At 40.7% G+C, this 24,260-nt stretch carries 21 protein-coding genes and 1 pseudogene; 13 read left to right on the top strand and 9 right to left on the bottom strand.

Annotated elements, in window-relative coordinates; genetic code table 11:
• The 5 genes and pseudogenes from FTV04_RS12940 to FTV04_RS12920 all read left to right on the top strand — a co-directional run.
• Positions 1–90 (top strand): annotated as a pseudogene (locus tag FTV04_RS12940) (IS5/IS1182 family transposase); the annotation flags it as partial.
• A gap of 278 nt (positions 91–368) precedes the next feature.
• Positions 369–1,214 (top strand): methylated-DNA--[protein]-cysteine S-methyltransferase, encoded by an 846-nt coding sequence (locus tag FTV04_RS12935; RefSeq protein ID WP_180049999.1) that lies wholly within the window; start codon positions 369–371, stop codon positions 1,212–1,214.
• On the top strand, positions 1,201–1,932 hold the full coding sequence (locus tag FTV04_RS12930) for a 2OG-Fe(II) oxygenase (protein ID WP_180089841.1): 732 nt from the start codon (positions 1,201–1,203) through the stop codon (positions 1,930–1,932). Before FTV04_RS12935 ends, FTV04_RS12930 begins: the two co-directional genes overlap by 14 nt.
• A gap of 2 nt (positions 1,933–1,934) precedes the next feature.
• On the top strand, positions 1,935–2,180 hold the full coding sequence (locus FTV04_RS12925) for an Ada metal-binding domain-containing protein (protein WP_180049995.1): 246 nt from the start codon (positions 1,935–1,937) through the stop codon (positions 2,178–2,180).
• Positions 2,167–2,787, top strand: coding sequence for an alpha-ketoglutarate-dependent dioxygenase AlkB (locus FTV04_RS12920; protein WP_180089839.1), 621 nt, complete (start codon positions 2,167–2,169; stop codon positions 2,785–2,787). Before FTV04_RS12925 ends, FTV04_RS12920 begins: the two co-directional genes overlap by 14 nt.
• Positions 2,788–3,556: 769 nt before the next feature.
• On the opposite strand, the gene FTV04_RS12915 is transcribed toward FTV04_RS12920, so the two are convergent.
• From FTV04_RS12915 to FTV04_RS12900, 4 genes are all read right to left on the bottom strand, one after another.
• On the bottom strand, positions 3,557–3,775 hold the full coding sequence (locus tag FTV04_RS12915) for a hypothetical protein (RefSeq protein WP_168378747.1): 219 nt from the start codon (positions 3,773–3,775) through the stop codon (positions 3,557–3,559).
• 125 nt (positions 3,776–3,900) lie between these two features.
• Complete coding sequence (locus FTV04_RS12910; RefSeq protein ID WP_180049991.1) at positions 3,901–4,767, bottom strand: lysophospholipid acyltransferase family protein; 867 nt, start codon at positions 4,765–4,767, stop codon at positions 3,901–3,903.
• Between the two features lie 315 nt (positions 4,768–5,082).
• Positions 5,083–6,867 (bottom strand): aspartate--tRNA ligase, encoded by a 1,785-nt coding sequence (aspS, locus tag FTV04_RS12905; RefSeq protein WP_180089837.1) that lies wholly within the window; start codon positions 6,865–6,867, stop codon positions 5,083–5,085.
• A gap of 160 nt (positions 6,868–7,027) precedes the next feature.
• The gene (locus tag FTV04_RS12900) at positions 7,028–7,807 is read right to left on the bottom strand and encodes a DUF4184 family protein (protein ID WP_180089835.1); all 780 of its coding nucleotides are present in this window, start codon (positions 7,805–7,807) and stop codon (positions 7,028–7,030) included.
• Positions 7,808–7,953: 146 nt separating this feature from the next.
• Here FTV04_RS12900 and znuD point away from each other — a divergent pair, with 146 nt between their 5' ends.
• Both znuD and FTV04_RS12890 read left to right on the top strand, forming a co-directional pair.
• Entirely contained in the window at positions 7,954–10,038 is a 2,085-nt protein-coding gene (gene znuD, locus FTV04_RS12895) for a zinc piracy TonB-dependent receptor ZnuD (RefSeq protein ID WP_180089833.1), read from the top strand.
• Positions 10,039–10,147: 109 nt separating this feature from the next.
• On the top strand, positions 10,148–11,614 hold the full coding sequence (locus FTV04_RS12890; RefSeq protein ID WP_180089831.1) for a phospholipase D family protein: 1,467 nt from the start codon (positions 10,148–10,150) through the stop codon (positions 11,612–11,614).
• 89 nt (positions 11,615–11,703) lie between these two features.
• Here the strand turns inward: FTV04_RS12890 and FTV04_RS12885 are convergent, their stop codons facing one another.
• Positions 11,704–12,162 carry a hypothetical protein gene (locus FTV04_RS12885; RefSeq protein WP_180005494.1) on the bottom strand — a complete coding sequence of 153 codons (459 nt, stop codon included), beginning with the start codon at positions 12,160–12,162 and terminating at the stop codon, positions 11,704–11,706.
• A 183-nt stretch (positions 12,163–12,345) separates the two neighbouring features.
• Here FTV04_RS12885 and FTV04_RS12880 point away from each other — a divergent pair, with 183 nt between their 5' ends.
• Positions 12,346–12,810, top strand: a complete 465-nt coding sequence (locus tag FTV04_RS12880; RefSeq protein ID WP_373684708.1) for an RcnB family protein — start codon at positions 12,346–12,348, stop codon at positions 12,808–12,810.
• A gap of 68 nt (positions 12,811–12,878) precedes the next feature.
• Here the strand turns inward: FTV04_RS12880 and FTV04_RS12875 are convergent, their stop codons facing one another.
• The gene (locus tag FTV04_RS12875; RefSeq protein ID WP_180089829.1) at positions 12,879–13,376 is read right to left on the bottom strand and encodes a phosphate-starvation-inducible protein PsiE; all 498 of its coding nucleotides are present in this window, start codon (positions 13,374–13,376) and stop codon (positions 12,879–12,881) included.
• Positions 13,377–13,530: 154 nt separating this feature from the next.
• On the opposite strand from FTV04_RS12875, the gene FTV04_RS12870 reads away from it, so the two are divergent.
• Positions 13,531–14,163: an FMN-binding negative transcriptional regulator gene (locus tag FTV04_RS12870; protein ID WP_180089827.1), complete on the top strand. Its 633-nt coding sequence runs from the start codon at positions 13,531–13,533 to the stop codon at positions 14,161–14,163.
• Between the two features lie 14 nt (positions 14,164–14,177).
• Complete coding sequence (locus FTV04_RS12865) at positions 14,178–14,711, top strand: GNAT family N-acetyltransferase (RefSeq protein ID WP_180089825.1); 534 nt, start codon at positions 14,178–14,180, stop codon at positions 14,709–14,711.
• 123 nt (positions 14,712–14,834) lie between these two features.
• Here FTV04_RS12865 and FTV04_RS12860 read toward each other — a convergent pair whose 3' ends face one another.
• From FTV04_RS12860 to FTV04_RS12850, 3 genes are all read right to left on the bottom strand, one after another.
• Positions 14,835–16,616 carry an acyl-CoA dehydrogenase C-terminal domain-containing protein gene (locus FTV04_RS12860; protein WP_180026736.1) on the bottom strand — a complete coding sequence of 594 codons (1,782 nt, stop codon included), beginning with the start codon at positions 16,614–16,616 and terminating at the stop codon, positions 14,835–14,837.
• 193 nt (positions 16,617–16,809) lie between these two features.
• Entirely contained in the window at positions 16,810–18,612 is a 1,803-nt protein-coding gene (locus FTV04_RS12855) for an acyl-CoA dehydrogenase C-terminal domain-containing protein (RefSeq protein WP_180005490.1), read from the bottom strand.
• A gap of 317 nt (positions 18,613–18,929) precedes the next feature.
• Positions 18,930–19,538 (bottom strand): hypothetical protein, encoded by a 609-nt coding sequence (locus FTV04_RS12850; protein ID WP_180089823.1) that lies wholly within the window; start codon positions 19,536–19,538, stop codon positions 18,930–18,932.
• A gap of 135 nt (positions 19,539–19,673) precedes the next feature.
• Between FTV04_RS12850 and baeS the strand changes: the two genes are divergently transcribed.
• From baeS to FTV04_RS12835, 3 genes are all read left to right on the top strand, one after another.
• Positions 19,674–21,356, top strand: coding sequence for a sensor histidine kinase efflux regulator BaeS (gene baeS, locus FTV04_RS12845; protein ID WP_180089822.1), 1,683 nt, complete (start codon positions 19,674–19,676; stop codon positions 21,354–21,356).
• 12 nt (positions 21,357–21,368) lie between these two features.
• Positions 21,369–22,055: a response regulator gene (locus tag FTV04_RS12840; RefSeq protein ID WP_111885370.1), complete on the top strand. Its 687-nt coding sequence runs from the start codon at positions 21,369–21,371 to the stop codon at positions 22,053–22,055.
• A gap of 233 nt (positions 22,056–22,288) precedes the next feature.
• On the top strand, positions 22,289–23,986 hold the full coding sequence (locus FTV04_RS12835; RefSeq protein WP_180089820.1) for a carboxypeptidase regulatory-like domain-containing protein: 1,698 nt from the start codon (positions 22,289–22,291) through the stop codon (positions 23,984–23,986).
• Positions 23,987–24,260: the final 274 nt, after the last annotated feature.

Below are 24,260 nucleotides of genomic sequence, written 5' to 3'. Positions count from 1 at the left end.
AGAGGAATTGCCACAAGATACGATAAGCTAAAACGTAACTATCAAAGCGCTGTTGCTTTAGCTTGTATATTTATATGGTTGCCTCTTTAGCTCAATTTATCGGCTGTAAATGTCAACACACCCTAGTCAAAAATATCTAAATTACTGCAGATTCTTATCCTAAAGGACACCAAATCATACAAATAAATAAACAGCGAGTCGTATCTAACTTGGACACTTTAAATGGGTTCGAACATTTCGATTTCGTATAATCACCATTATGATAAATAAAATTAAATAGCATTTCTCACTCATAGCAAGAATCGGATTTTTCTCAGCCGTTCTATTTGTTAATGTTGTTCTTAGGCCCCAAAAAGCGGTACATGACAATGTTAGAAGATACAAACTATATTCGCATTGCAAAGGCAATTGAATATATTAATCAGAATTTCAAAGAACAACCAACCTTATCTGAAATTGCAGAACATATTCATCTAAGCCAAGCCCATTTTCAAAGGATCTTCACTGAATGGGCAGGTATTAGCCCTAAAAAGTTCCTGCAATATATTAGCCTGGAACATGCAAAATCAATTTTAAAAAATCATAAAGAAAATAGTGTGTTAGATGCTACATTCGACACTGGTTTTTCAAGCTCGAGCCGTTTGCATGATCTATTTATAAGGATAGAAGGAATGACTCCTGCTGAATATAAAAATGGTGGAGAGTCGTTACAAATTAATTATAGTTTCTCAGAGACACTCTTTGGTTCTATTGTGATTGCCTCAACAGCTAAAGGTGTTTGTTATATGGCTTTCACTGAGAATTATGATGAAGCTTTTTTACAGCTTAAAGCACAATTTCCAAAGGCAAAATTTGTCCAGCAACAAGATGAATTGCAGAAAAAAGCGGTCTCTATCTTGCAGTCGGATCATCAAGATCTATCCGAAATTAAGCTGCATCTAAAGGGCACCGAATTTCAACTTAAAGTTTGGGAAAGCCTACTAAAAATCCCTATGGGTGAATTGACGACCTATGGTGCAATTGCAAAGGACATAGGCAATAACAAAGCTTCGCGTGCCGTAGGAACTGCAATAGGAAGTAACCCTGTTGCATTTCTCATTCCATGCCATCGGGTGATTCAATCATCAGGACATTTTGGTGGTTACATGTGGGGAACAACGCGAAAAACAGCCATCATTGGTTGGGAAGGAGTGAAAACCCATGCATCTCACTGAGCTAGAAGAATATTTTAAAGCTAGATTGGCTCAACTCGATTGGAATGCTATTACTGAGGCGATGCATCAACATGGTTTCGTAGTACTCGAAAAGTTTTTAACTGAGGAACAATGTGACCTTGTAAAAAACAATTATGATCATCCCACGCTATATCGTAAGACCGTGAATATGCAACGCTATCGATTTGGATTAGGAGAATATAAGTACTTTACTTATCCTCTGCCACACTTGATTCATCAATTACGAACGCAGATGTATTCTTATCTTATGCCTATTGCTAATGTATGGATTAAGGTGCTGAATTTGAATACGATTTTCCCAGAAACGCATCAAGAATTACTGCAACAATGTCACGAAAATGGACAACAGAAAGCAACCCCATTAATTCTACAGTACCGCAAAGATGGTTTTAATACTTTGCATCAAGATCTCTATGGTGACGTGTATTTCCCGATTCAACTGGTGATATTTCTGAACCAAGTGAATGTCGATTATCAAGGTGGAGAATTTGTTTTAACACAGCAAATTCCGCGCGCTCAATCCAAAGCCACGGTATTACAGCCGCAAAAAGGTGATGTACTCATTTTTACAACACACTTCAAACCAGAAAAAGGGACTCGTGGTTATTATCGGGTCGATATGAAACATGGAGTCAGCCCGTTACATCATGGAGAGCGTTATACATTAGGTATTATTTTTCATGATGCAGTGAGCTAAAGATGATACGTCATGAAATGATTACTGATCAGGAGCTTTATGGTTTGCTTCGACAGGAAAAAATCTTGTTTGGAGGAAATCTGAACTTAAAAATATATGGCTCGTTGCGATGTCGATCAGGCAAACGTATGAAACGCAAGAACCGTGTTTTTTTTAAAGATGAAGTTGAAGCACTTGCACAAGGCTACCGTCCTTGTGGACATTGCATGAAACAAGCGTATATGGACTGGAAAAATGGATATGTTTGAGCAAGAAAATCTCCATAAAAACCTATTGCCCTATGACGGCACGGTTTTATATTTCGGTCAGATTCTGACATCACAGCAAGCAAATACATATTTTGATGAGTTATTTCGTTCAATTGCTTGGAAACATGATGAAGCGGTCATTTATGGAAAGCGAATCATAACTAAACGTAAAGTTGCTTGGTATGGCGATCACCCGTTCTCATATACCTATTCAAAAACGACAAAACACGCTTTGGCTTGGAGTCCTGTATTACTTGAATTGAAAAAAATGGTCGAGCAATTGACGGGGGAAACGTTTAATTCCTGTTTGTTAAATCTTTATCATGATGGCAATGAAAGTATGGCATGGCATAGTGATGGAGAAGTTGATTTAAAAAAAAATGGTGCAATTGCATCTCTTAGCTTTGGGGTTGAAAGAAAATTTGCTTTTAAACATAAAATGACCAAAGAAAAGAGAGAGTTATTTTTAGCACATGGCAGTTTATTGGTGATGAAGGATTCGACACAGACTCACTGGTTACATCGTTTACCACCAAGTAAGCGAGTTACAACAGCCCGTATTAATTTAACTTTTCGGCAAATTGAAAATTATGATATTAAAACCTAGATTTTTAACTTTACCTAAAATTAACATAATGAAAGTCGTACGTAATTCAATTTTTTATTTAATATAATTCAATGTGTTAATTTATTTTATAAATCCCAACTCAAATGTATTTGGATTTTTAATAGTTAATGGTGTTTCACGATTACTTTTTAAACAATGTTCCACATCTTTGTATAGTTTCATTTAACCTTAAAAACAGAAAAAAATGTTCAGATGAAAGAAGAATAGATATCCAAGTAGTTATTGATTTTGCAATTTACTAAAAATATTTGGATAAATGTCAAAATCTGATGATTTAGAGTGCTTGTTTATTGAGGCTGATGCTCATCAAAATGCAGTTGGTACACTCCGTATTGCAAATAAACATCTTTGGAAATAACCTCAAAATACATTTAGCTGAGGATACTTATGGGGGACAGATAATGTATAAATTGCACCGAATCTACTTGATGCATTCGATATAGAGTTGGCTGGTATTTTATGTGTTGGTAAGAAATATGATTCTAAAAAATTATCGAAATAGATGCTAAAGTGAATTTAAAACTTTCTCTGATCATATGGGTTGACGGCTATATAAAATCAGGTGCTTAGTTGAAAATCCCAGTTGTGGAGTGGAATATTCTATAAAAATTTCAACCTGATATGACAAGCTAAGGCGTAACGATGAAAGTCCAATTGGCTTAGCTTGTATATGTATTTGGTTGCCATTATAAAATACCTACAGATGCCAACCTGTATAATTTTTATTTTGGGAAAAAGAGGAATAGAGTCATTCCTTCTCCGCATTACCTTTCAACACCATATAAATCAAACCGACAAAGATTAATAAAGCACCTGCAAGGCTGCTGACACAGAATAAAACAATACGGTTATAGGTGGTTAAGTTAAATAATTCGTTGGCTAAAATGTAGCGCATGAACAACCATTGTACGACAGAAAAAACAATCAAGACGATTGCACGACGACGGACTTCAGGACGCATAGCCATAGGAGAATCACTTAAAGTGGAAATTGAGGCTATTATGCCACTGTCGATAATCGATCTCAATTGAATAAGATTAATCCAAGCGCGTGATACACAAATCTTAAGGTTGAGTTCTGTTTAGATCGCCTTTATTTGCGGTACATATTGATGTTGCCAAAGCAGACCCGAAAGCGTTTATAAGACCAGATATACTGTTCTGGTGCTTGGTTAATGATGTCTTGCATCGCGATGTTCAGCGCGTCGACAGACGATTGTAAATCTTTAGATAAAATCTCGTCTGCTAAGGGGTGGCAATGCACATCAAAGTGCCTTAAGTTGGGTTGTCGGATACAACTTAAGCCGATGACATTGCATTGGGTTTTTGCAGCAAGTTTTGAAACAAGTGTGATCGATAAGGTATTTTGCCCAAAAAAATTGGAATAAATGCCGCCTGAAGGCTTTGGTAAATGGTCTGGTAAAATCACCGTTAGGCCGCCTTGTTTTAAATGTTTAAAAATGGCACGGATCCCTGTTTCATCTGTCGGGACTAAGGTTGCATTGAACTTCTCTCGTGCTTCTAACAGATAACGATTGATCCCTTTATTTTTATTCGGTTTATACATAATCATCGGTTCTGTATACAAGTTCAGCCATGCATTGAGTAGTTCCCAACAGCCAAAATGCGGAACCACAACAATGACACCTTTTTTATTCGCAAGTGCTTCCGTGAGGATATTTTCACCATAAATATTTTTCAGTAAGCTCAGGCTATAACTTGGTGGCATACCCCAACATTTAATAAATTCAATATAGGTCAGGCATTGGCTGCGGATACTTTGACTGACGAGCTGTCTCTTCGCTGTCGCTGACATATCTGGGTAGGCCAGTTGAATATTGATGCTAGTGATACGTTTGATTGATGAGTTAAACAGGTCAAGAATAAACGCGATCATCAAGGCGAAGTTTTGTAACAGCCAAAGTGGCAATAGCGCGATGATTTTGAATATAAAGTACATGGATCACAAGGTCTCAAAATTTACAGCATGGAATAAAATAAATTTTGCCAAGAGACCGGACTTATTCAGTGAAAAGTATAAAAAGATCTGAATCTAAAAACAAAATAATTGGAAGTGGAAAATTGAGCTATCCATTGCCCAAAGGATGTAGTGCAACATCATAACGCAGTTGAATCATTTTGATATTAGCAAAGTTAATCAAATCTTTAATTTATGTTTTGTAGGTTTTTTACCACCTTTTGTAGGTTGAAATAAAAAAACCCTGCATAGCGCAGGGTTTTTTGAACCTTAAAATCTAAATCTTAAAATGTAAGATTATTTAGATTCTTCAGCTTTTGGTTTTTCGCGTAAACGAATACCAAGGTCACGAAGTTGAGTTGACTCAACTGGCGCTGGTGCTTGAGTCAATGGACATTCAGCAGTTTTAGTTTTCGGGAATGCAATCACGTCACGAATTGAAGATGCACCAGTCATCAACATGACTAGACGGTCAAGACCGAATGCCAAACCACCGTGAGGAGGCGCACCGAATTTCAATGCGTTAAGTAAGAAGCTGAATTTCTCTTCTGCTTCTTCTTCAGAAATACCAAGCGCTTCAAAGATCGCTTTTTGCATTTCTAGGTTGAAGATACGTAATGAACCACCACCGATTTCAGTACCGTTCAATACCATATCGTAAGCAACAGAAAGTGCAGCACCTGGGTTGTTCTTCACTTCTTCAACGCTTGATTTTGGCAGCGTGAATGGGTGGTGAACAGACGTCCATTTACCGTCATCAGTTTCTTCGAACATTGGGAAGTCAACAACCCAAAGTGGCGCCCACTCGCAAGTTGCAAGTTTCATGTCGTGACCGACTTTAATACGTAAAGCACCCATCGCATCATTTACGATTTTCGCTTTGTCCGCACCAAAGAATACGATGTCGCCATTTTCAGCACCAACGCGTTTCAATAGATCAAGTACGATAGGCTCGATAAATTTAACGATTGGAGATTGAAGACCTTCAATACCTTTTTCAAGCTCGTTGACTTTGATGTAAGCCAAACCTTTCGCGCCATAAATGCCAACAAATTTAGTATATTCGTCGATTTGGCTACGTGGAAGCGCGCCAGCACCTGGTACGCGAAGCGCAACAATACGGCCTTTAGGGTCTTTAGCAGGACCTGCGAATACTTTGAACTCAACGTCTTGCATCATGTCTGCAACATCAACAAGTTTCAAAGGAATACGTAAGTCAGGTTTATCAGATGCATAGTCACGCATTGCATCTGCATAAGTCATACGTGGGAACTTGTCGAACTGAACGTTTAGAAGTTCTTTGAACATCTTAACCGTTAAACGTTCCATCAAATCCATAATGTCATCGTCACTCATGAACGATGTTTCAACGTCGATTTGTGTGAATTCAGGCTGACGGTCAGCACGTAAGTCTTCATCACGGAAACATTTAGCAATTTGGTAGTAACGATCGATACCGCCAACCATTAACAACTGTTTGAATAGTTGTGGAGATTGTGGAAGCGCATAGAAGCTACCGTTAGAAACACGGCTTGGTACTAAATAGTCACGTGCACCTTCAGGAGTCGCACGCGTTAAAATTGGTGTTTCAACGTCCAAGAAACCATTTTCTTCGAAGTAGTTACGAATTAGGTTAGTCAATTTAGAACGGAAACGAAGACGATCTAACATTTCTGGACGACGGATATCCAAGAAACGATATTTCAAACGTACTTCTTCAGAAATATTTGTATTGTCGTCATTCAATGGGAATGGCGGAGTTTCTGAACCAGCAAGAACTTCGATTTCTTTGCCTAAAACTTCGATTTGACCACTCACGATATTCGCGTTTTCAGTACCTTCGTAACGACGACGTACACGGCCTGTAATTTTTAATACGAATTCTGAACGTGATTTATCAGCAGTCGCGAAAGCTTCAGGAGTATCAGGGTCAATCACTACTTGAACAAGGCCGTCACGGTCGCGCATGTCAAGGAAGATTACACCACCGTGGTCACGGCGACGGTGAACCCAACCGCATAATGTAACGGTTTGGTCGATTTGGGCTTCAGTAAGTGAGCCGCAGTAATGAGTTCGCATCATAGCGTTAGAAATCCAACTATATGGGTTAAGGTCAGCGAATACGTAAACAGCGTACCGCTTTTATTCGAATAGGGGATTATGCCTCTTTTTGGCTGTTTTGTCACAAGGACTTATTGCTAAAACAGCCAAATTTACAGCAAATTTTCGGTCAATGATGGGCTTAAGCCGATGACGTTGAAAAAATATTGGTGCTCTTGCTTAAGATCAGAAATATCAGACTACCGAGGCTAAACGTGGCTAAAAATGCACGGAAAAAATAATTAATGGCTTTGCCGACATAGGCATACAAGTCGTGTACAAAGGCATCTGAATAAATACTGTCAGCAAAATAAAAATAACTAGCGATTCCCGCAGCTAAAGACAGGGCCGCTAAACAATATACATAGAATTTGATGGATGTGGGGACGTTTGCAGTACTTCGATAGTGAAGATGATGACGATAAATCATCCATGCCAAAACGGGGAGTGCCAAGCCAGATAATCCAATTTGCAACACGCGATGTAGGGGATATGAATGACCAAAAAATTGAATCGGTAGACTCAATAGATCCTTAAATGCAAAGGTACGAAAGTCAACATGGGTCAAGCCATCCCAAACAATATGCGTCGAAGTTCCAATGATGAGTGCGAGGATGAGACTTAGGATAAACCCACAGCATTGATTGAAATTCTGTAGATGCAGCGGCTTATTTAAACCAAAAAAAGCAAATAACATCGGGCGATAAAGCACATACCACAGCACACAAAACAGCAAACCTAGGATTAAGTTGGGAACAATTAACCCCGACCATTGATGGGATCCATTGTAGTCAGCATTAGTAAATAAACGGAATAAATCTGGCACCATGCTGCCAATTGCGAGTGCTGCAATAGGCAGGCGGTTTCCGCTTAACTTGGAAATAGGCGGTGCGAGTACAGCATGGGATATGGTAAAAGGCATTGAACTAAAATAAATATATGAATAAATACAATGTGGTATCGGTGAGTGTATATGATTTGGGCAGATTAGAATGTTTTTTATTGCAAAACGAATGAAATGTTATATTATAACATTATTCGAAAATAGCCTGATTTGAGTCTCTCCAAATGTCCTTTCATAAGAATTTAATCACAATCTCAATTTTTGCAGTGATTGCACCCAATATTTATGCTGATGATCAGCAACAACAGGTACAAAAGCTCGAAGCGATTAATGTTCAGGTTCATCCTTTAAATCAAAGTGCCGCAGATTTTGCGGTTGCAGATAACATTATTAAGCATAAAGATTTGGCACAAGGTGGAGTCACTATTGGTGATGCCATTGCCGGACAACCTGGAGTGTATTCAAATCAGTTTGGTGCAGGCTCAAGTCGACCTGTGCTGCGTGGTCAAGATGGGCCACGTGTCAAAGTGTTGGAGCATGCATCTGAAACAGCAGATGTTTCAACTTTATCCCCTGACCATGCAGTGACGGTTGATCCGATTTTGGCAAAACAAATTGAAGTGATCCGTGGGCCATCAACACTGTTATACGCGGCAGGCACAGTCGGCGGTTTGGTTAATGTGACGGATCAAAAAATTCCAACGCAGATGCCTGAAAATGGTTTAGAGGGGCAGGTTGGGCTACGTTATAACTCAGGTAGTGACGAAAAATTAGCGAGTGCAGGTGTCACTGCTGCGCTAGGAGAAAATTTTGCACTGCGAGTTGAGGGATCAAAGCGTAAAGCCAATGACTATATTGCACCCGATTATTTCCATGACCATGAGGGTGAGTTAGAAAAAGAACGTCGTGTGGGTAATACTTTTGCTGAAGGCGAAAATGTAACGATTGGTGCTTCATGGATTCATGAGCGCGGTTTTGCTGGACTGTCTTATAGCAACCGTCAAGACCAATATGGCTTGCCGGGTCATAGTCATGAATATGAAAGCTGTCATCCACATGATGACCATCTACACTGTGATGGTCATGATAACCATGGGCATACCGATGAGCATGATCATTCAGCGCATGACGAACATGATCACGATCATGATGCCGCAGGCCCATGGGTCGACTTAAAGTCAGAACGCTATGATTTCCGTACTGAATTGGCTGAGCCGTTTGCAGGATTCCAAAAACTACGTGCGCATGCGAGTTATACGGACTATAAACATGATGAAATTGAAGGTAACACCGCAGCAACCACTTTTAAAAGTAAAGGTTATGATGGCCGTTTAGAATTGGTCCATAACCCAATTGCTGAATGGGAAGGGGTAATCGGTACCCAGTACAATCAACAAAAGCTCAATATCAGTGGTGAAGAATCATTGATGAACCCAAATAAAACCCAAAAATGGAGTGTGTTTGGTTTAGAGCATAAACAATTTGGTGATTTTCATGTCGAGCTGGGCGCCCGTGTCGATCAGCAGAAAATTCAGATCGATTCTGCACAAAAAGATTATGACGATTATGGTATTTCCTACTCAGGTGCTGTGAACTGGGCGTTTGCACCCAATTATAAATTATCCTTGGTGGGTTCTCATCAAGAGCGTTTGCCATTGGCGCAAGAGCTCTATGCAAACGGTAAGCACTTTGCGACCAATACCTATGAACGTGGAAATGAAAATCTAGATGTTGAAAAATCCAATAATCTAGAATTAGGTTTCCATTATGAAAAAGATCAGTTGGATTATCACGTTCATGTGTATCACAACTGGTATGACAACTACATTTATGCTGCAACCAAAGATAATTTTGAAAACTTCCGCTTAGTTGATTACACCCAAGACAAAGCCAAGTTCTATGGCGCGGAAGCTCAAGTGGGTTATGCAGTAAATGACATGTATAAACTCAGTGTCTTTGGTGATTATGTTCGCGGCAAAATTGATGGTGAAAATGCGCCACGTGTGCCTGCAGGGCGCTTAGGAACCAAGGTCGATGTTGACTTTGCCGATGGTTGGTCAGGTCTTGCAGAATATTCACATGTATTCAAACAAGACAAAATTACTGCATTTGAGCGTGAAACAGATGGCTACAACATGGTGAATTTGGGTGTGGCCTATAGTGGTCAATTGAAAGATCAAAATGATTATCGAGTCTATTTCAAAGCCAATAATTTATTGGATGAAGATGTTTACTCTCATACGTCATTCCTTGCCAATATTCCACAAGTCGGTCGTAATTTTACGGTTGGTCTTGAATTTGGTTTCTAATTGAATTTGCACAGACTTCTCTAAGTAAGTCTAGGTAAAGTCACAGAAATCCTCTTGAAAAATCAATGAATAAAACCTAGTCTGAGCGCATTAGACTAGGTTTTTTCTTATGCGCATCATTCAACGAATACATCACAAGCTCAATTGGTCACGTCGTCGCTATGTGGGTGTGGTCATGGGTTTATTGGTTTTAGGTTATTTGGCCTCGGCAACCTATCACACGCTAAAGCCACTCCCTGAAGGGTTGAACTACACAGGAAAACTTCGCCATGCTGAAGTGAACTTTTTAGTGGATGAAACCTATATCGATGCGCAAGGAAAGCAGCAACAGGAACATCGCATTTTTAAAGAAATGCTGAAAATGATTGAGGAAGCACAGTCGACCATTGTGTTGGATATGTTTCTCTTTAATCCGCAAGTTGGTGACTCTCAATTAAAACATGAACAATTAACACAGGAGTTGACCGATGCGCTGATTTTGAAGCGTCGACTATCTCCTCAAGTGGAAATTTTTGTGATTACTGACCCGGTCAATTCGGTCTATGGCGGCATTCAACCCGAGCATTATCGTCAATTACGGCAAGGGGGGATTGAGTTGATGGAAACCAATTTGGTGCCGCTTCGTGCGTCCAATCCTGCATGGTCAGGTTTTTGGTATATCTGTTGTCAAGATATTGGCAATAATCCTGAAAAAGGCTGGTTACCGAACCCATTGGGAACCGAAAAGGTGACGATCCGCAGTTATATGGATCTTTTCAACTTTAAAGCCAATCATCGTAAAACCTTGGTGGTAGATACCGTTGAAGGTTGGAAAGGTTTGGTCACCTCTATGAATCCGCATGATGGTAGCTCACGACATTCTAATGTGGCCTTAACCGTCAAAGGCATGACCGCGATTGATCTGTTAAAGACCGAGCAAGCCGTAGGCATGATGTCCAAAGCCAATATTCCATTTGTGGTGATTAAAGATGTTGAAGCGGCGAAAACTCAGCCACAGGTTCAAGTACTGACTGAAAAAGCAATTTATGATGCCACACTCGACTTAATTGATAGCGCGAAGAAAGCTGGAACTGAAATTGATATCGCGATGTTCTACTTGTCAGAACGTAAAATTATCAAAGCACTCATTGCTGCACATGAACGTGGCGTGAAAGTTCGTGTATTACTCGATCCGAATAAGGATGCTTTTGGACGTACCAAAAATGGCATTCCAAATCGACCTGTAGCATCCGAATTACATGAGGCGGGTATTGATGTACGTTGGTGTAATACCCAAGGTGAGCAGTGCCATAGCAAGATGATTTTAAAACGTACTGCTTATCAAGCCGATATGATTTTAGGTTCTGCCAATTTCACAGCGCGTAACCTGAAAAATTATAATTTAGAAACTGATTTACGCGTGATCGGTGTGAAAGATGCTCAAGTTTTTAAAGAGGCAAATCAGTATTTTAATACGGCGTGGTCAAACCGTGATGGTAAGCAGATGAGTGTGGATTACGATACGTATGCCGATGAATCTAAGTTGAAATATGTGTTGTATCGCTTTATGGAATGGAGCGGAATATCTACTTTTTAATTTTCCCCTCATCCTAACCTTCCCCCAAAGGGGGAAGGAATTCCCTCTCATTTCAGGAGAGGGTTAGGGAGAGGTGTATTTAGCAATTATTAATTCTTCGGTACAGGATTCGGCGGAACGATTTGATCTAAATCTTTATCCGTCATTTGATCCAATTCTTTAATATCGGTTTTGATTTTCCATTTATCTGCATCATCTACCGGTTGTGGTAACCGTGCTTCTAACCAGTCACAGATGACATCTGGTGGAAAATCGGCATGGTTACATTGAATCACCCAAGACAAGAATTGTCTTGCTTCGCCATTCATATATGGTGGCGGAGAAACCGGTAAAAATTGAGTCGGTAAGCGTTCATTTTTAGAAATATAGTTCAATACATGGCCCAATTCTTGAACAGTTTGCCATGCTAAAGGGTGATCTACATTAATTTGAAATTTAAACCACCAAGCAGTTTTACCATCGGTTCCGTACGAGTCAATCAGTTGTTCTTGAATACTTGGAACTTTAGAAAAAAATTGATGAAGTCGGTCAAAACTTAATTCAGACACAGCATTTGATCCACTACGAAATAAAATCAATCTTAGCATAATCCAATGAAAAACAGGCTAGCCTGAAGGTGCGATCAGCTTGGTCGGAAAATTAACAAATTCTTGCACTTGATGGATTTTTATCCATTTTTTCTCCTACAATGGAATTTATACTGAGCGTATAAACCGTCGAGGAGAGCTTAAGTGAAAACCACATTATTCTATGCGATTGCAGGTGTGATGCTGATCAGTGCTTCAGCCAGTACTTTTGCGGATAACAAATGGGCAAATTACCAAGGTGTAGATACATCAAAACCACAACACCGTCCACCGTCGATGAATCGGCCTGGCTATCCGCAGCATGCGCCGAATTATCCTCAACATTATCCTCATTATCCAAGTCGTCCGCCGGTTTATCCGCAATATCCAAATCGACCTTATCCGCAGTATCCACAGAGTGGCATTAGCATACAATACAATGCACCGACCACGATTACTCAAAATTCGCAAAGCTATAGTTGGGTCAATGGCGATCCTGCCAGCGCGAGTATTTCCAGTTCGACCTATACTTTTATCAGTGATTGGAAACGGATCGGTTTACCGGCACCTCCAAGTGGCATGTATTGGATCTTTGAAAATGGTCGCTATGTGCTGGTGCCTAATAGATAAGGTTTATAACCTGTCCCTTGCGTAGCAGTGCTACTCATCTCCTAAAAGGAGAGGGAACGATTTAGTGTTTAAGCCAATTCATCATCTTGTGGGCGAGGGGTTTTTCCTTCAGGCAGTGGCTTTTCGGAATGCTTGTCTCGAATAACCGAAGGGTAAGTCCAAGAGGCATAGCGCACAATCAAAATGGCCACAGCAAGAATGAGGATCGAACCTGTAGTAATGACCAAGCCCATATCTGCTTTATGGTCGTGTTGAATGTCCGAAATCAGTAAACGGGTCAGGGCAGTAATAGCAATATAAATCAGGAAGCGAACAGGCATGTGGTTGGTTTTAAAATAAATACCGACCATGGCCCCCAGTTCAAGATAGATAAATAACAGCAAAATATCATCAATTGTGGCGAACTGTTTAATCGTAATAATTTCAAAAATAGTATGACCCGCAGACCAAAGGATCATACAGCCAATCACAAATAAAGCGATGTAGTGGAAACCTTCCACTGCAAGATTGCCAAAACGGTCAAGGAGGGCTTCAACTTTTTCTACTTTGGGGTCACGGTGTGTCATCTTTTTCCTCCTGTGTATATCACTTGAATACCCATTAAATACTAAGCAAATTTCATGCACATTAAAGCAAGATGACAGAAATATTTTTTAGATAAATGTATGATTTTAATGTTAAGTTGAAGCTTAGTTTTTGTCGATCTAACCGAATAACAAGATGTATTTACCTACACATTTTAACCATGATCAATTGGATGGTTTAGTCGAACTCATTCAGCAATACCCGCTTGCAACGGTGGTTATGACAGCTGCCGATGGTACACTTGAGGTGAATCATCTGCCTTTAGAGTATGAAATGCAGCAGGGTGGGTTTGGTGTATTACGTGGGCACATTGCCAAAGCCAATCCAATGTTTGAAATATTGAATCAGTCAGCACATGTCTATGTTATTTTTCAGGCTGAAGATGCTTATATTTCGCCAAGCTGGTATGAAGGAAAACAGGAGCATCATCGCGTTGTACCGACATGGAATTACCGCGTGGTACATGTCAAAGGCAAGATACGTAAAATTGTAGATGAAAAATATTTACGAGGAATTCTGGCTCGTTTGACGCGTCAACATGAAGCTAGCCAACCCGTGCCATGGAAAATGGGCGATGCGCCTCATGATTTTATCGCGGAACAACTGGAAAAAATTATAGCGATTGAAATCGAAATAGACTCAATTTTGGGTAAGTTTAAAGTGAGTCAAAATCGCAGTGTTGTAGATGCAATGAATGTGGCAAAAGCTTTGGAAAGGTCGAATGCTGAAATGGCGGAGTCGATCAAAAAATTTTATCCCATGAAATAATAGGCTAAACAATCATGCCCAATATGATTGAAACGGAACGTTTATGCCTGAGAAAGTATCAGTTAGGAGATGAAGTTTCATTATTTGATACATATTTTTTGAATATAGAAGCAACTCGTTATCTGCAGCGGTTGCCACATTTAACGATTCAACAGACCAAGAGTGTTTTAGAAAAATGGGCAGATCATTATTGGTCGATACACAATCCTGATTTTGCATGGGTGATTAGTGATAACAATACGCAGTTAGCGATGGGTTTACTGTATTTCTTCAATCAAGAAAACCATGGGGAAATACATTTTGGGTTAGGGGTGAATTTTCATGGTTGTGGTTATATGACTGAGGCTTTAATTGGGGGAATTAAGTATTTACAGCAGAATCATGTCACGAAGGTTGTTTCATCTTTTTGTGCTGAGGAACATCTAGCATCACAAAATGTCTTAATGAAGGCAGGATTTAAACAAGATAAAGATACAACGCATTGGGCTACATTTCCAATGCTAGACGATCAGCTCCATTCTTGTTTTACATATCGAATGGAATTATGAGATTATGAATAAGTAAATATGCTTATGATTTTTTGAAAAAGTTGCACTCAGTGTTTATGTAATAAGAGCAGTAAAATAAAAAAATGCCCGATAAATCGGGCATTTTTGATTTTGTGTATTTAATTAAGCTTGGTTGGTAAAGTAATCTTCAGAGAAGTTCATGATCACTTCAGAACCTGCTTTTACTTTAGCAATGCGTAATGCCAATTCAGGTAAAATACGCTGCGTGAAGTAAAGAGTCAGTGCAAGTTTGTTTTGGTAGAACTCGCCATCTTTGTCTTTTGCTGCATCTGCAATGCGGGCAAACATATAGGCAAAGCTGAGTAGGCCTACAGCATGTAGGTAATCAACGGCTGCTGAGTTCGGGAACTCAATGTTTTCACGAGCAGCTTCAAGTACATATTGAGTCACCGCTTCAACTTCAGCTGCTGCATCTAATGTTGCATCTTTGATGTAGTTCAAGCTGGCATCTAAGTTGTTGGCAAAATCACGAATTTCTTGGATATATTCAGCAATGAATTCACCATTGCACTTAATGGTTTTACGACCAATTAAGTCTTGCGATTGAACACCGTTGGTCCCTTCGTAAATCTGTGCAATACGCAGGTCACGGATACATTGTTCCATACCCCATTCACGAATAAAGCCGTGACCACCGAAGACCATTTGCGCATCCAGTGTTGCTTGGAAAGCGGTATCTGTTAAATACGCTTTCGCAATAGGTGTTAACAGCGCAACACGGTTATTGGCTGCTTTGACTGCTTCTGGGTCAGTAGAGAACTTGGTAATGTCCAGTTGTTGACCAACATAAACCGCAAATGCACGAGACGCTTCATTGTTGGCACGTGCGTTCAGCAACATACGACGTACATCACCATGAACTAAGATGCTGTCTGCAGGTTTTGCAGGCGATTGAACGCCAGAAGCGCTACGGCCTTGTAAACGATCAGTCGCATATTGCGCTGCATTTTGATAAGCAAATTCAGAAGCACCTAGGCCTTGAATACCCATAGACAGACGTTCGTAGTTCATCATGACGAACATCGCTGCAAGGCCTTCATTTTCTTTACCAACCAGGTAGCCTTTCGCGCCATCAAAGTTCATCACACATGTAGCAGACGCTTTGATCCCCATTTTATGTTCAATAGAACCAGGGCCTACAGCATTACGCTCACCCAATGAACCATCTGCATTCACCAAGAATTTAGGTACGATGAATAGTGAAATTCCGCGTGATCCCGCAGGCGCATCAGGCGTTTTCGCTAAAACTAAGTGGATGATATTTTCAGAAAGGTCGTGGTCACCGCCAGTGATGAAGATTTTCGTACCTGTAATGTTATAAGTACCGTCTTCATTACGTTCAGCTTTAGTTTTGATAATACCTAAATCTGTACCTGCATGCGGTTCAGTTAAGCACATTGTGCCGGACCATTCGCCTGTATACATTTTTGGCAAATAAGTTTCTTTTTGCTCTTGTGATGCATAGCTGTTTAATGCCATGCCTGCACCTACAGAAAGAAGCGGGTAGAGCATGAATGATGGGTTGGTTGCAAACAGCATTTCGTCAGACAGAACAGTCAGCATTTTTGGCATGCCTTGACCGCCCCATTCTTCATCTGCGCCTAGACCAATCCAGCCGCCTTCTGCATATTGTTTAAATGCTTCTTTGAAACCAGCAGGAGTCGTGACATTGCCATTGCTATAGGTTGCGCCTTCTTCATCACCTGTGCGGTTTAAAGGATGAGTGACGTTTTGCGCAAATTTTGCCATTTCTTCAAGAATGGCTTCTGCAGTTGCAGCATCAAGGTGAGCAAGATTTTCGTTGTTTTGCCAGAATTGTTCTGCTTTAAAAACATCATTTAAGATGAATTTCATATCTGCAAGCGGCGCATTATAAATTGGCATGTTCGTTCACCTGTTTATTGTTTGAATCTATGGACTTGGGGCAATTTGTATCAACACAAAGCGTGGAGAAAATTGACCAAAGTAGAATTATGGGACTATTTATAAAGAAAAAGGACTGCCAATGCTATGACCGTCCTTTCTCTATTTCTGCACTCAAGAGTACAATTTTTTGAATATGTTTTAGATATTCACATTAGAATGCAAAGTGTTCTGCATCCAATGCCATAAGAGGATCTAGGCCACCTGCAATCACTTCTACATGAGAGCGAACGCGTGGTAAGATTTTCTTGAAGTAGAAGCGAGCGGTCGTTACTTTTGCATTGTAGAAATCAACATCTGTTGTTCCTGCAGCTAAAGTTTCTTGTGCAACTAGCGCCATGCGAGCCCATAAATAAGCAAGCGTCACATAACCAGAGAAGTAGAGGTAATCGACTGCAGCAGCACCCACTTCTTCAGGGTTTTGCATTGCTTTCATACCAATCTGCATGGTTAAGTCGCCCCATTCTTTGTTTAGCGCAGCAAGCGGCTCAACAAATTCTTTCATGGCAGCGTTGTCTTTGTTAGCTTCAACAAATTTATGGATGATCTTGGTGAAGTCTTTCAACATTGCACCTTGAGTACCCAATACTTTACGGCCTAACAAGTCAATTGCTTGAATTTCAGTCGTACCTTCGTACAAGCAAGAGATACGTGTATCACGTACGATTTGCTCCATACCGTGTTCTGAAATGAAGCCGTGGCCACCAAATACTTGAACACCGTGTTTTGCAGATTCAGAACCTGTTTCAGTCAAGAATGCTTTAGCAATTGGAGTTAATAATGACAAGATATTGTCAGAGAACTTACGTTCTTCTTCAGTTGCACCTTGTTCCACGATATCGGCATGGAAAGACAATAAGTAAACCAGAGCACGACCAGCTTCAGCAAATGATTTTTGCGTAAGCAGCATGTTGCGCACTGCAGGGTGCACGATAATTGGATCTGCTTCTTTTTCAGGTGCTTTAGGGCCTGAAAGTGAACGCATTGCCAAACGGTCTTTTGCGTAAGCAAGTGCACCTTGGAAAGCGCCTTCAGAAGCTGAAAGACCTTGTACAGCAGTACCGATACGTGCAGTGTTCATGAATGTGAACATGCAGTTTAGACCGCGGTTTTCAGGGCCAATCAAGAAGCCTTTTGCGTTATCAAAGTTGATGACACAAGTCGCGTTACCATGGATACCCATTTTGTGTTCAATCGAACCACAACGTACCGCATTGCGCTCACCAATTGAGCCATCAGCATTTACATTGAATTTAGGTACGATGAATAATGAAATACCTTTCGTGCCTTTTGGTGCACCTGGAAGACGAGCAAGTACGATATGGATGATGTTTTCAGCCATGTCGTGTTCACCAGCAGAGATAAAGATTTTCTCGCCAGAAATTGCATAGCTACCGTCTGCTTGTGGTTCAGCTTTAGAGCGGATAATACCTAAGTCAGAACCTGCATGAGATTCTGTTAAGCACATCGTACCTGTCCATTCACCTGAAACAAGTTTAGGTAGGTAAGCGTCTTTTTGTTCTTGTGAACCGTGGTGTTCTAAAGTACGTACAGCACCATGAGATAGACCTGGATACATACCCCAAGCCCAGTTCGATGTACCCACCATTTCTGAAATGATGTTACCTAGTGAAACAGGTAGACCTTGACCGCCATACTGTTCTTCAGCAGACAAAGATGGGAAACCGAGTTCGATATATTTTTGATACGCTTCTTTAAAACCAGTTGGTGTTGTTACAACGCCATCATTCCAAGTACAACCTTCACGGTCGCCGACTTGGTTAAGAGGAGAAAGTTCATTTTCACAGAAGTCAGCAGCAGCTTCTAGATATTGGTCAACCAACTCACGGCTTACGGTATCAGAAAATGCAGGCAATTGTGCATAGTGATCTTCTGCTTTTAAAAGTTCATGCAGAACAAATTGCATATCACGTAAGGGCGCTTTGTATTGTGGCATATCGTTTTCCTCAATACTGGTTTCTACCAGCGTTAGTAATCCTAAATAAACATTTGAACGTGTCTTCAATGACACGTATTGGAATGGTTCTAATCGTGCAACATCTTCTTATTGGGTACAAGCATTTCAGGGCGATTTGTTGGTGACTGTAAAGTCAAAGAAATATCCCTTGAAAATGCTAAGTGCATTGAGTGTAAGCACTTTTGGCTGAAAATGAATGACACAAATAGTCAAAAAGCGTAAAAAGATATGTCCAATAAAAAGGCACTCATGGGAGTGCCTTTTTATACTCAATGATATTGCGAGCTAACTTTGACTTATTTTACTGGTGCTGGCGTCGGGGCAACAGGGGCTTTAGGTTGGAAGCGAACTTCACATTTACCATTGATTTGCTGTTCGCCAACTTTAATCGCAACCGCGCTACCATCAGTCTTGCCTTGGCATGCTTTCATAATCGCTTGTTGCTTCGCTTGGCGTTCTGCTAAACGCTGATCAAATTGTTTAGTCAGCTCTGCACGTTTTGCATCAGTCAGTGGCTCACCGCGTTGCATCTGACCACGCATGTCGCCATGCATTGGACGATGTTCACCACGTGCTTTTTTCATGTCTTGACGGTCTGCGTTGAACACCATGGTACATGTACCATCAATGCTTTTATCGCCAGCTTTTACTTGAACTGTTGAACCTGTAGTCTTGCCATCACAGGCTTTTTGCATCTCTGCAAACACTTGACGTTGCTCTGCACGCATTTGTTTGAAATGTTCACGTTGCTCAGGTGACATACGACGATCTTGATCACTATGATGTTGTTTCATCATACGGCCATGATCGTTATCTTTTGGTGCGGTTGTTGATTGACAAGCCGTCAATGCACCCATGCTCAATACGCTTGCACCGATTAAAGCCATTTTGGTCATTTGTTTCATAGTCTATACCCCACCAGATTAGATATTTTTTTCGATGGTTAAAGATTAAATAATAAAGATGTAGAAACAATGGAGAGTTTTTTAGTTGCGTGTTCGCTACAATAATGAATATAGAAGAAAAATGAGAGTTCTCTTTTGAAAATACGTCGTATCCCGATTGCCCTACGCTTGTTTCTGACTGTGCTGTTGACGACGCTCGTCATCACAACGGTAAGTTTAGGCGTGTTGCATTGGAATATGCAGCGTAATTTCACTAAATATGTAGCCGATGTCGAGATGCAAAAGCTTGACCATGTCATTGAAAATTTAGCCGATGTGTATACGGTTTATCATGATTGGGGCAATGCGATTCAGGCGCAGATTTTGCAAATTGAAGGGCAGGCAGCACCCGATGACTATGATCGTCTCTCTCGGTGGTGGCTACGTCGTCAATATGACATTGCATTGCAGCAGCGCTATTTCCAAGATCATAGTTTGAATGCAACGTCGATGTTGGCGACACCGCAGCAAACGGCGGAACAAAAAACTGAAGAGCTGAAATGGCTGGAACAAAATTTACCGTCTGAGTTTCAACCCTTTGAAGGTTTAAAATTTCCTTTAAGCGCGAATCAAAATGTGTTCCGCCCCAAAGAAGCGAACGCGGATGAAAAAGATAAAGATAAAGATACAGGTCAATCATCTCAAAACAATACCAACAATGGTGGTAAAAAACAGTTTATCCAAATGCCTGACCGCTTGGGCTTGAGTTCGCGTTTATCTTTATATGATGCACAGCGCCAATTTGTCGTGGGTGAACCGACAGATGAACAGATTTCTTATCGTCCGATTATGGTGAATAATCAAATCGTGGGGTATCTAGGACTCAAACCTGTACTCGAGCAAGATGATGCGATCAGTATTAACTTTTTTAGTAAGCAAAAACGTTATTTATTATTGGTTTATGTGCTTAGTTTTATTGCGAGTTTAATTGCTGCACTGTTATTGGCGACCTACTTTAAAAAACCGATTCAGCGTTTGTTAATGGGGACACGTGAGTTAACCAAGGGCAATTATCAACATCAAGTCGCGGTGAACCGTAATGATGAACTCGGCGATTTATCAAATGAATTGAACCAGTTGGCCGTGATTCTCGATCAGCATGAAACGTCACGTCGTCAATGGGTTGCCGATACTTCACATGAATTAAAAACGCCATTGGCGGTGTTGCAGGCTCAAATTGAGGCGATGCAGGACGGTATTCGTAAGCCAACGCCAGAGCATTTTGCTTCAATGCTCAATCAAGTGAGTAGTTTGAAAAAATTGACCAAAGATTTGGCAGATTTGGCACAAGCCGATGCACAGCAGTTGAATTGTTATTTGACCACGCTCAATCCGTGGGATGTAGTGATGCAAGAAGTTGAAAGCTTTAAGCCGAAGTTTGAGCAAGCAGATTTGAAAATTACCGCAACGGGCGAAGGGACTTCATTACAATTAGATATAGACCGTTTTAAACAGATTATGGTCAACTTATTGGGCAACAGTATTCGTTATACGGAAGCCGGTGGTGAAGTGCATGTTCATACTGAGCAAGATGAAACGCAGTGGACCGTGTATGTCGATGACAGCCCATTTGGTCTAACTGATGAACAGTTGGCACGTTTAGGTGAGCGTTTCTATCGCGTGGATGATTCGCGCACGCGTGCCACTGGTGGTACAGGATTAGGATTGGCGTTATCCGTAAAAATAGCTAGAGCATTGGGCGGAGAGTTGAGTTTTGATCATTCTCCATTGGGCGGTTTGCGTTGCAAATTGACATTTCCCAAACAGATGAAACATTAAAAGGAAGCATGCATGAAACATATCATGTTGGTTGAAGATGAAGTGGAACTTGCACAGCTGGTGCGTGATTATCTTGAGGCTGCAGGCTTTGAAGTCAGCATGTTTCATGATGGGCAAGAAGCCTATGAAAGCTTCACTCAACGTAAACCGAGTCTGATGATTTTAGACCTGATGGTGCCCCGTATGGATGGCTTAACCATTTGCCGCAAGGTGCGTGAGCAGTCTGATTTGCCAATTATTATGGTGACTGCACGCACTGAAGAAATTGACCGTGTATTGGGGCTCAATATGGGTGCTGACGATTATGTCTGCAAACCGTTTAGTCCGAAAGAATTGGTGGCACGTGTGCAAGCGGTATTACGTCGTTTAGAACGTAAAGCAGAGCCAGAGGTGAATGATTTATTCCGTATGGACAAAGCACAGCAACGTATTTGGTATCAACAAAAAGCGTTGAGCTTAACGCCAACTGAGTTTCGTTTACTTGAGTTGTTTTTAGAGCATGTAGGGCAGGTGTATTCACGTGCGCAATTGCTTGATCATATTAACCCAGACAGTTTTGAAGTGGCTGACCGTGTGATTGATAGTCATATTAAAAATTTACGTCGTAAGATTTCAGATGCAGCGGAAACTGGCAACCGTCATGAGTGGATTCAAGCCGTGTATGGCGTTGGCTACCGTTTTGAATATCCAGAAGATTAAAACATAGATTGTAAATTCTAAAAGACAGGCTTTGGCCTGTTTTTTTGTACATACCTAGCTAAATTAATTTTAAAAACAAGAAAAACAAAGCAATAAAAACATAAAATGTGAAATTTGCGCATTTAGTGGAAATTGGGTATTATTTTGCTTGAATATTGACCAGTATGTTTGGGCTGGCAGAGTTCAATGTAGAGATAACAATTTTAAAAATGGAAAATTAGAGGGCAGAACAGATGAAAAATATAGCATTTGCAAAAATAATAATGGTCACGGGTGTCTTGGGTTTAACGGCATGTGGTGGTAGTGATCGTGATGAGACAGGAAGCGTACCGTCAGAGCCAGTTGCCGATGCCATGGTACAAAAAAGTGTAGAAGAGCTGACGCTGTTGGATGTAAATAATCTTGCATTAAATGCTGCGTCGATTCAGATTTTAAGTGATGAAGAGTGGCAGAAGGTACAAGCAGGTAGTTTGAAAGCGACAATAAATGAAATCACAGCAGATGATTCTGAACAGTTATTTCCACCGATCAATAGTTTACCGACAGCGACTCATTTTAAAGGTCAAAGTTACCTTGCTAATGCTCAAGGCATCGTTAAGCTGCCTAAATTGGCTGCAGGCACATATTATGTTTTGGTCACTAAAAATGGACAGTCTGCAGTTTCAGCATTCTTGATCCATCCTAAAAATACCAATAAGAGCATTGTGCTGAATGTAGTCCTCAACTGTTTAGATCAAGACTGTCAGACTCTAAGTGATGCGCCAGTCAATGATGCCGTGGTCGGAACATTGTCTGGTCAAGTGATTTTTAAAGGGAAGCCATTGGCGAATGCACAAGTCGCATTATCTGGCGGTGCGGCGACCAATGGCGCATTTGTCAGTGCTTTGACCGATGCCAATGGTTATTTTAGTTTGTCATTTAATGTGAGCAATGATCTGCTTGAAGCATTAAAAAATGCCACGCTCACCATTAGCAGTGCAGGAATTAATACCATTACGAAAAAAGTTACGGTCATTGCTTCTTCTGCATCGGGCTATCAATTTGAAGTGCTGCCTGAAACGACATCTGCAGATGCCATATGGCGTGAAACTTTTGAAGCGGACTCTGCTACTCGCAATGCATGGACAAGGTCACAGCCTAGTGTGGCCAATGTCGATTGGCAGCTGCTCAACAAAGGTCACAATATTCGTAATAATCAAGTGAATCAACGTGTACGCTTAGCGCCGAATGACCAAAGTCAAGGCAAGGTGCCTGAGCCACTGCAAGGTAATACGGCATATTGGTATGGTGATAAAGTAAATGGCAACTTTATTGGCGCTTTAAGTGATTCATCTACGGCTCCAGAGTTTGATGGTGGCACTTCGCAGTATGACAATAGGGGAGAATTGATTTCACCTGTCATTAATCTGAGTCAATATCATGCGCCTTTGAGTTTAAGCTTTAAAACATGGTGGGAAATTGAGTCGGTCAATCCAAATAATCAGGGATTCGACTTGATGAATATTTTAGTTTCTACCGACGGCGGCAATAGCTTTAAGACTTTAGCTCGTTTAAACCCGCTGGCAGATCCATCCTCTGCATATGAGCGCGCGCCGATTCCATACAGTAATTTAGGTTTTAACCTTGCACCAGCTGCTGTTCAGCAAGAAGCAATTTCATTAGATGAATATGCAGGCAAGGCCAATGTTCAGCTGAAATTCCAATTCAGAACAGTCGATCAACTTTATAACGGTTTCCGCGGCTGGATGATTGATGATGTGGTGATTCAGAAAAAAGCCGGAACTTTCCCATTATTTGATGGTGCGAGTTTTGATGAAAATTTAGATGGTTTCTCTCAGGACTATAATGGCGTCGCTGCAAAACAAGCGGGCGTTTTGTTGAAAAGCACGAAGAGTTATGCACGGTGGGCTGACGAGCCACAGCGTAAATAAGCACTTATAGATGTTAATTATCTAAGTTACTGATGTTACGCACGTAAAAGTACTTATGCACTTTTAAAATGATTTTTAAGTCTATTCGACGGAGTCTTACATCTAAGGATTGAATAAAGGGATTAGCCTTCGGCTGGAGGTACTTTTGTTTCGGCAAAAGTACCCAAAACCATTGTCATCCGCAAAACTCGTTCACTACCGTCAAATTATTCAAAGCATCGCAAAAACATTTTTGATTAGAAGTAGTCCTGTCTCAAACACTTGCGGATGACGT

It is taken from the genome of Acinetobacter sp. YH12219, assembly GCF_013417875.1.
GTDB classification, from domain to species: Bacteria; Pseudomonadota; Gammaproteobacteria; order Pseudomonadales; family Moraxellaceae; genus Acinetobacter; species Acinetobacter amyesii.
Note: the sequence above shows the minus strand (reverse complement) of the source record. Positions and strands in the feature narration are given on the sequence as shown.

Coding starts and splice junctions, on each gene's coding strand:
- aspS (WP_180089837.1), bottom strand. CDS start 6,867: ATGATGCGAACTCATTACTGCGGCTCACTTACTGAAGCCCAAATCGAC.
- FTV04_RS12910 (WP_180049991.1), bottom strand. CDS start 4,767: ATGTACTTTATATTCAAAATCATCGCGCTATTGCCACTTTGGCTGTTA.
- FTV04_RS12890 (WP_180089831.1), top strand. CDS start 10,148: ATGCGCATCATTCAACGAATACATCACAAGCTCAATTGGTCACGTCGT.
- FTV04_RS12935 (WP_180049999.1), top strand. CDS start 369: ATGTTAGAAGATACAAACTATATTCGCATTGCAAAGGCAATTGAATAT.
- FTV04_RS12860 (WP_180026736.1), bottom strand. CDS start 16,616: ATGCCAATTTATAATGCGCCGCTTGCAGATATGAAATTCATCTTAAAT.
- FTV04_RS12855 (WP_180005490.1), bottom strand. CDS start 18,612: ATGCCACAATACAAAGCGCCCTTACGTGATATGCAATTTGTTCTGCAT.
- FTV04_RS12920 (WP_180089839.1), top strand. CDS start 2,167: ATGGATATGTTTGAGCAAGAAAATCTCCATAAAAACCTATTGCCCTAT.
- FTV04_RS12865 (WP_180089825.1), top strand. CDS start 14,178: ATGCCCAATATGATTGAAACGGAACGTTTATGCCTGAGAAAGTATCAG.
- FTV04_RS12930 (WP_180089841.1), top strand. CDS start 1,201: ATGCATCTCACTGAGCTAGAAGAATATTTTAAAGCTAGATTGGCTCAA.
- FTV04_RS12900 (WP_180089835.1), bottom strand. CDS start 7,807: ATGCCTTTTACCATATCCCATGCTGTACTCGCACCGCCTATTTCCAAG.
- FTV04_RS12850 (WP_180089823.1), bottom strand. CDS start 19,538: ATGAAACAAATGACCAAAATGGCTTTAATCGGTGCAAGCGTATTGAGC.
- FTV04_RS12915 (WP_168378747.1), bottom strand. CDS start 3,775: ATGGCTATGCGTCCTGAAGTCCGTCGTCGTGCAATCGTCTTGATTGTT.
- FTV04_RS12875 (WP_180089829.1), bottom strand. CDS start 13,376: ATGACACACCGTGACCCCAAAGTAGAAAAAGTTGAAGCCCTCCTTGAC.
- FTV04_RS12840 (WP_111885370.1), top strand. CDS start 21,369: ATGAAACATATCATGTTGGTTGAAGATGAAGTGGAACTTGCACAGCTG.
- FTV04_RS12835 (WP_180089820.1), top strand. CDS start 22,289: ATGAAAAATATAGCATTTGCAAAAATAATAATGGTCACGGGTGTCTTG.
- znuD (WP_180089833.1), top strand. CDS start 7,954: ATGTCCTTTCATAAGAATTTAATCACAATCTCAATTTTTGCAGTGATT.
- FTV04_RS12870 (WP_180089827.1), top strand. CDS start 13,531: ATGTATTTACCTACACATTTTAACCATGATCAATTGGATGGTTTAGTC.
- FTV04_RS12925 (WP_180049995.1), top strand. CDS start 1,935: ATGATACGTCATGAAATGATTACTGATCAGGAGCTTTATGGTTTGCTT.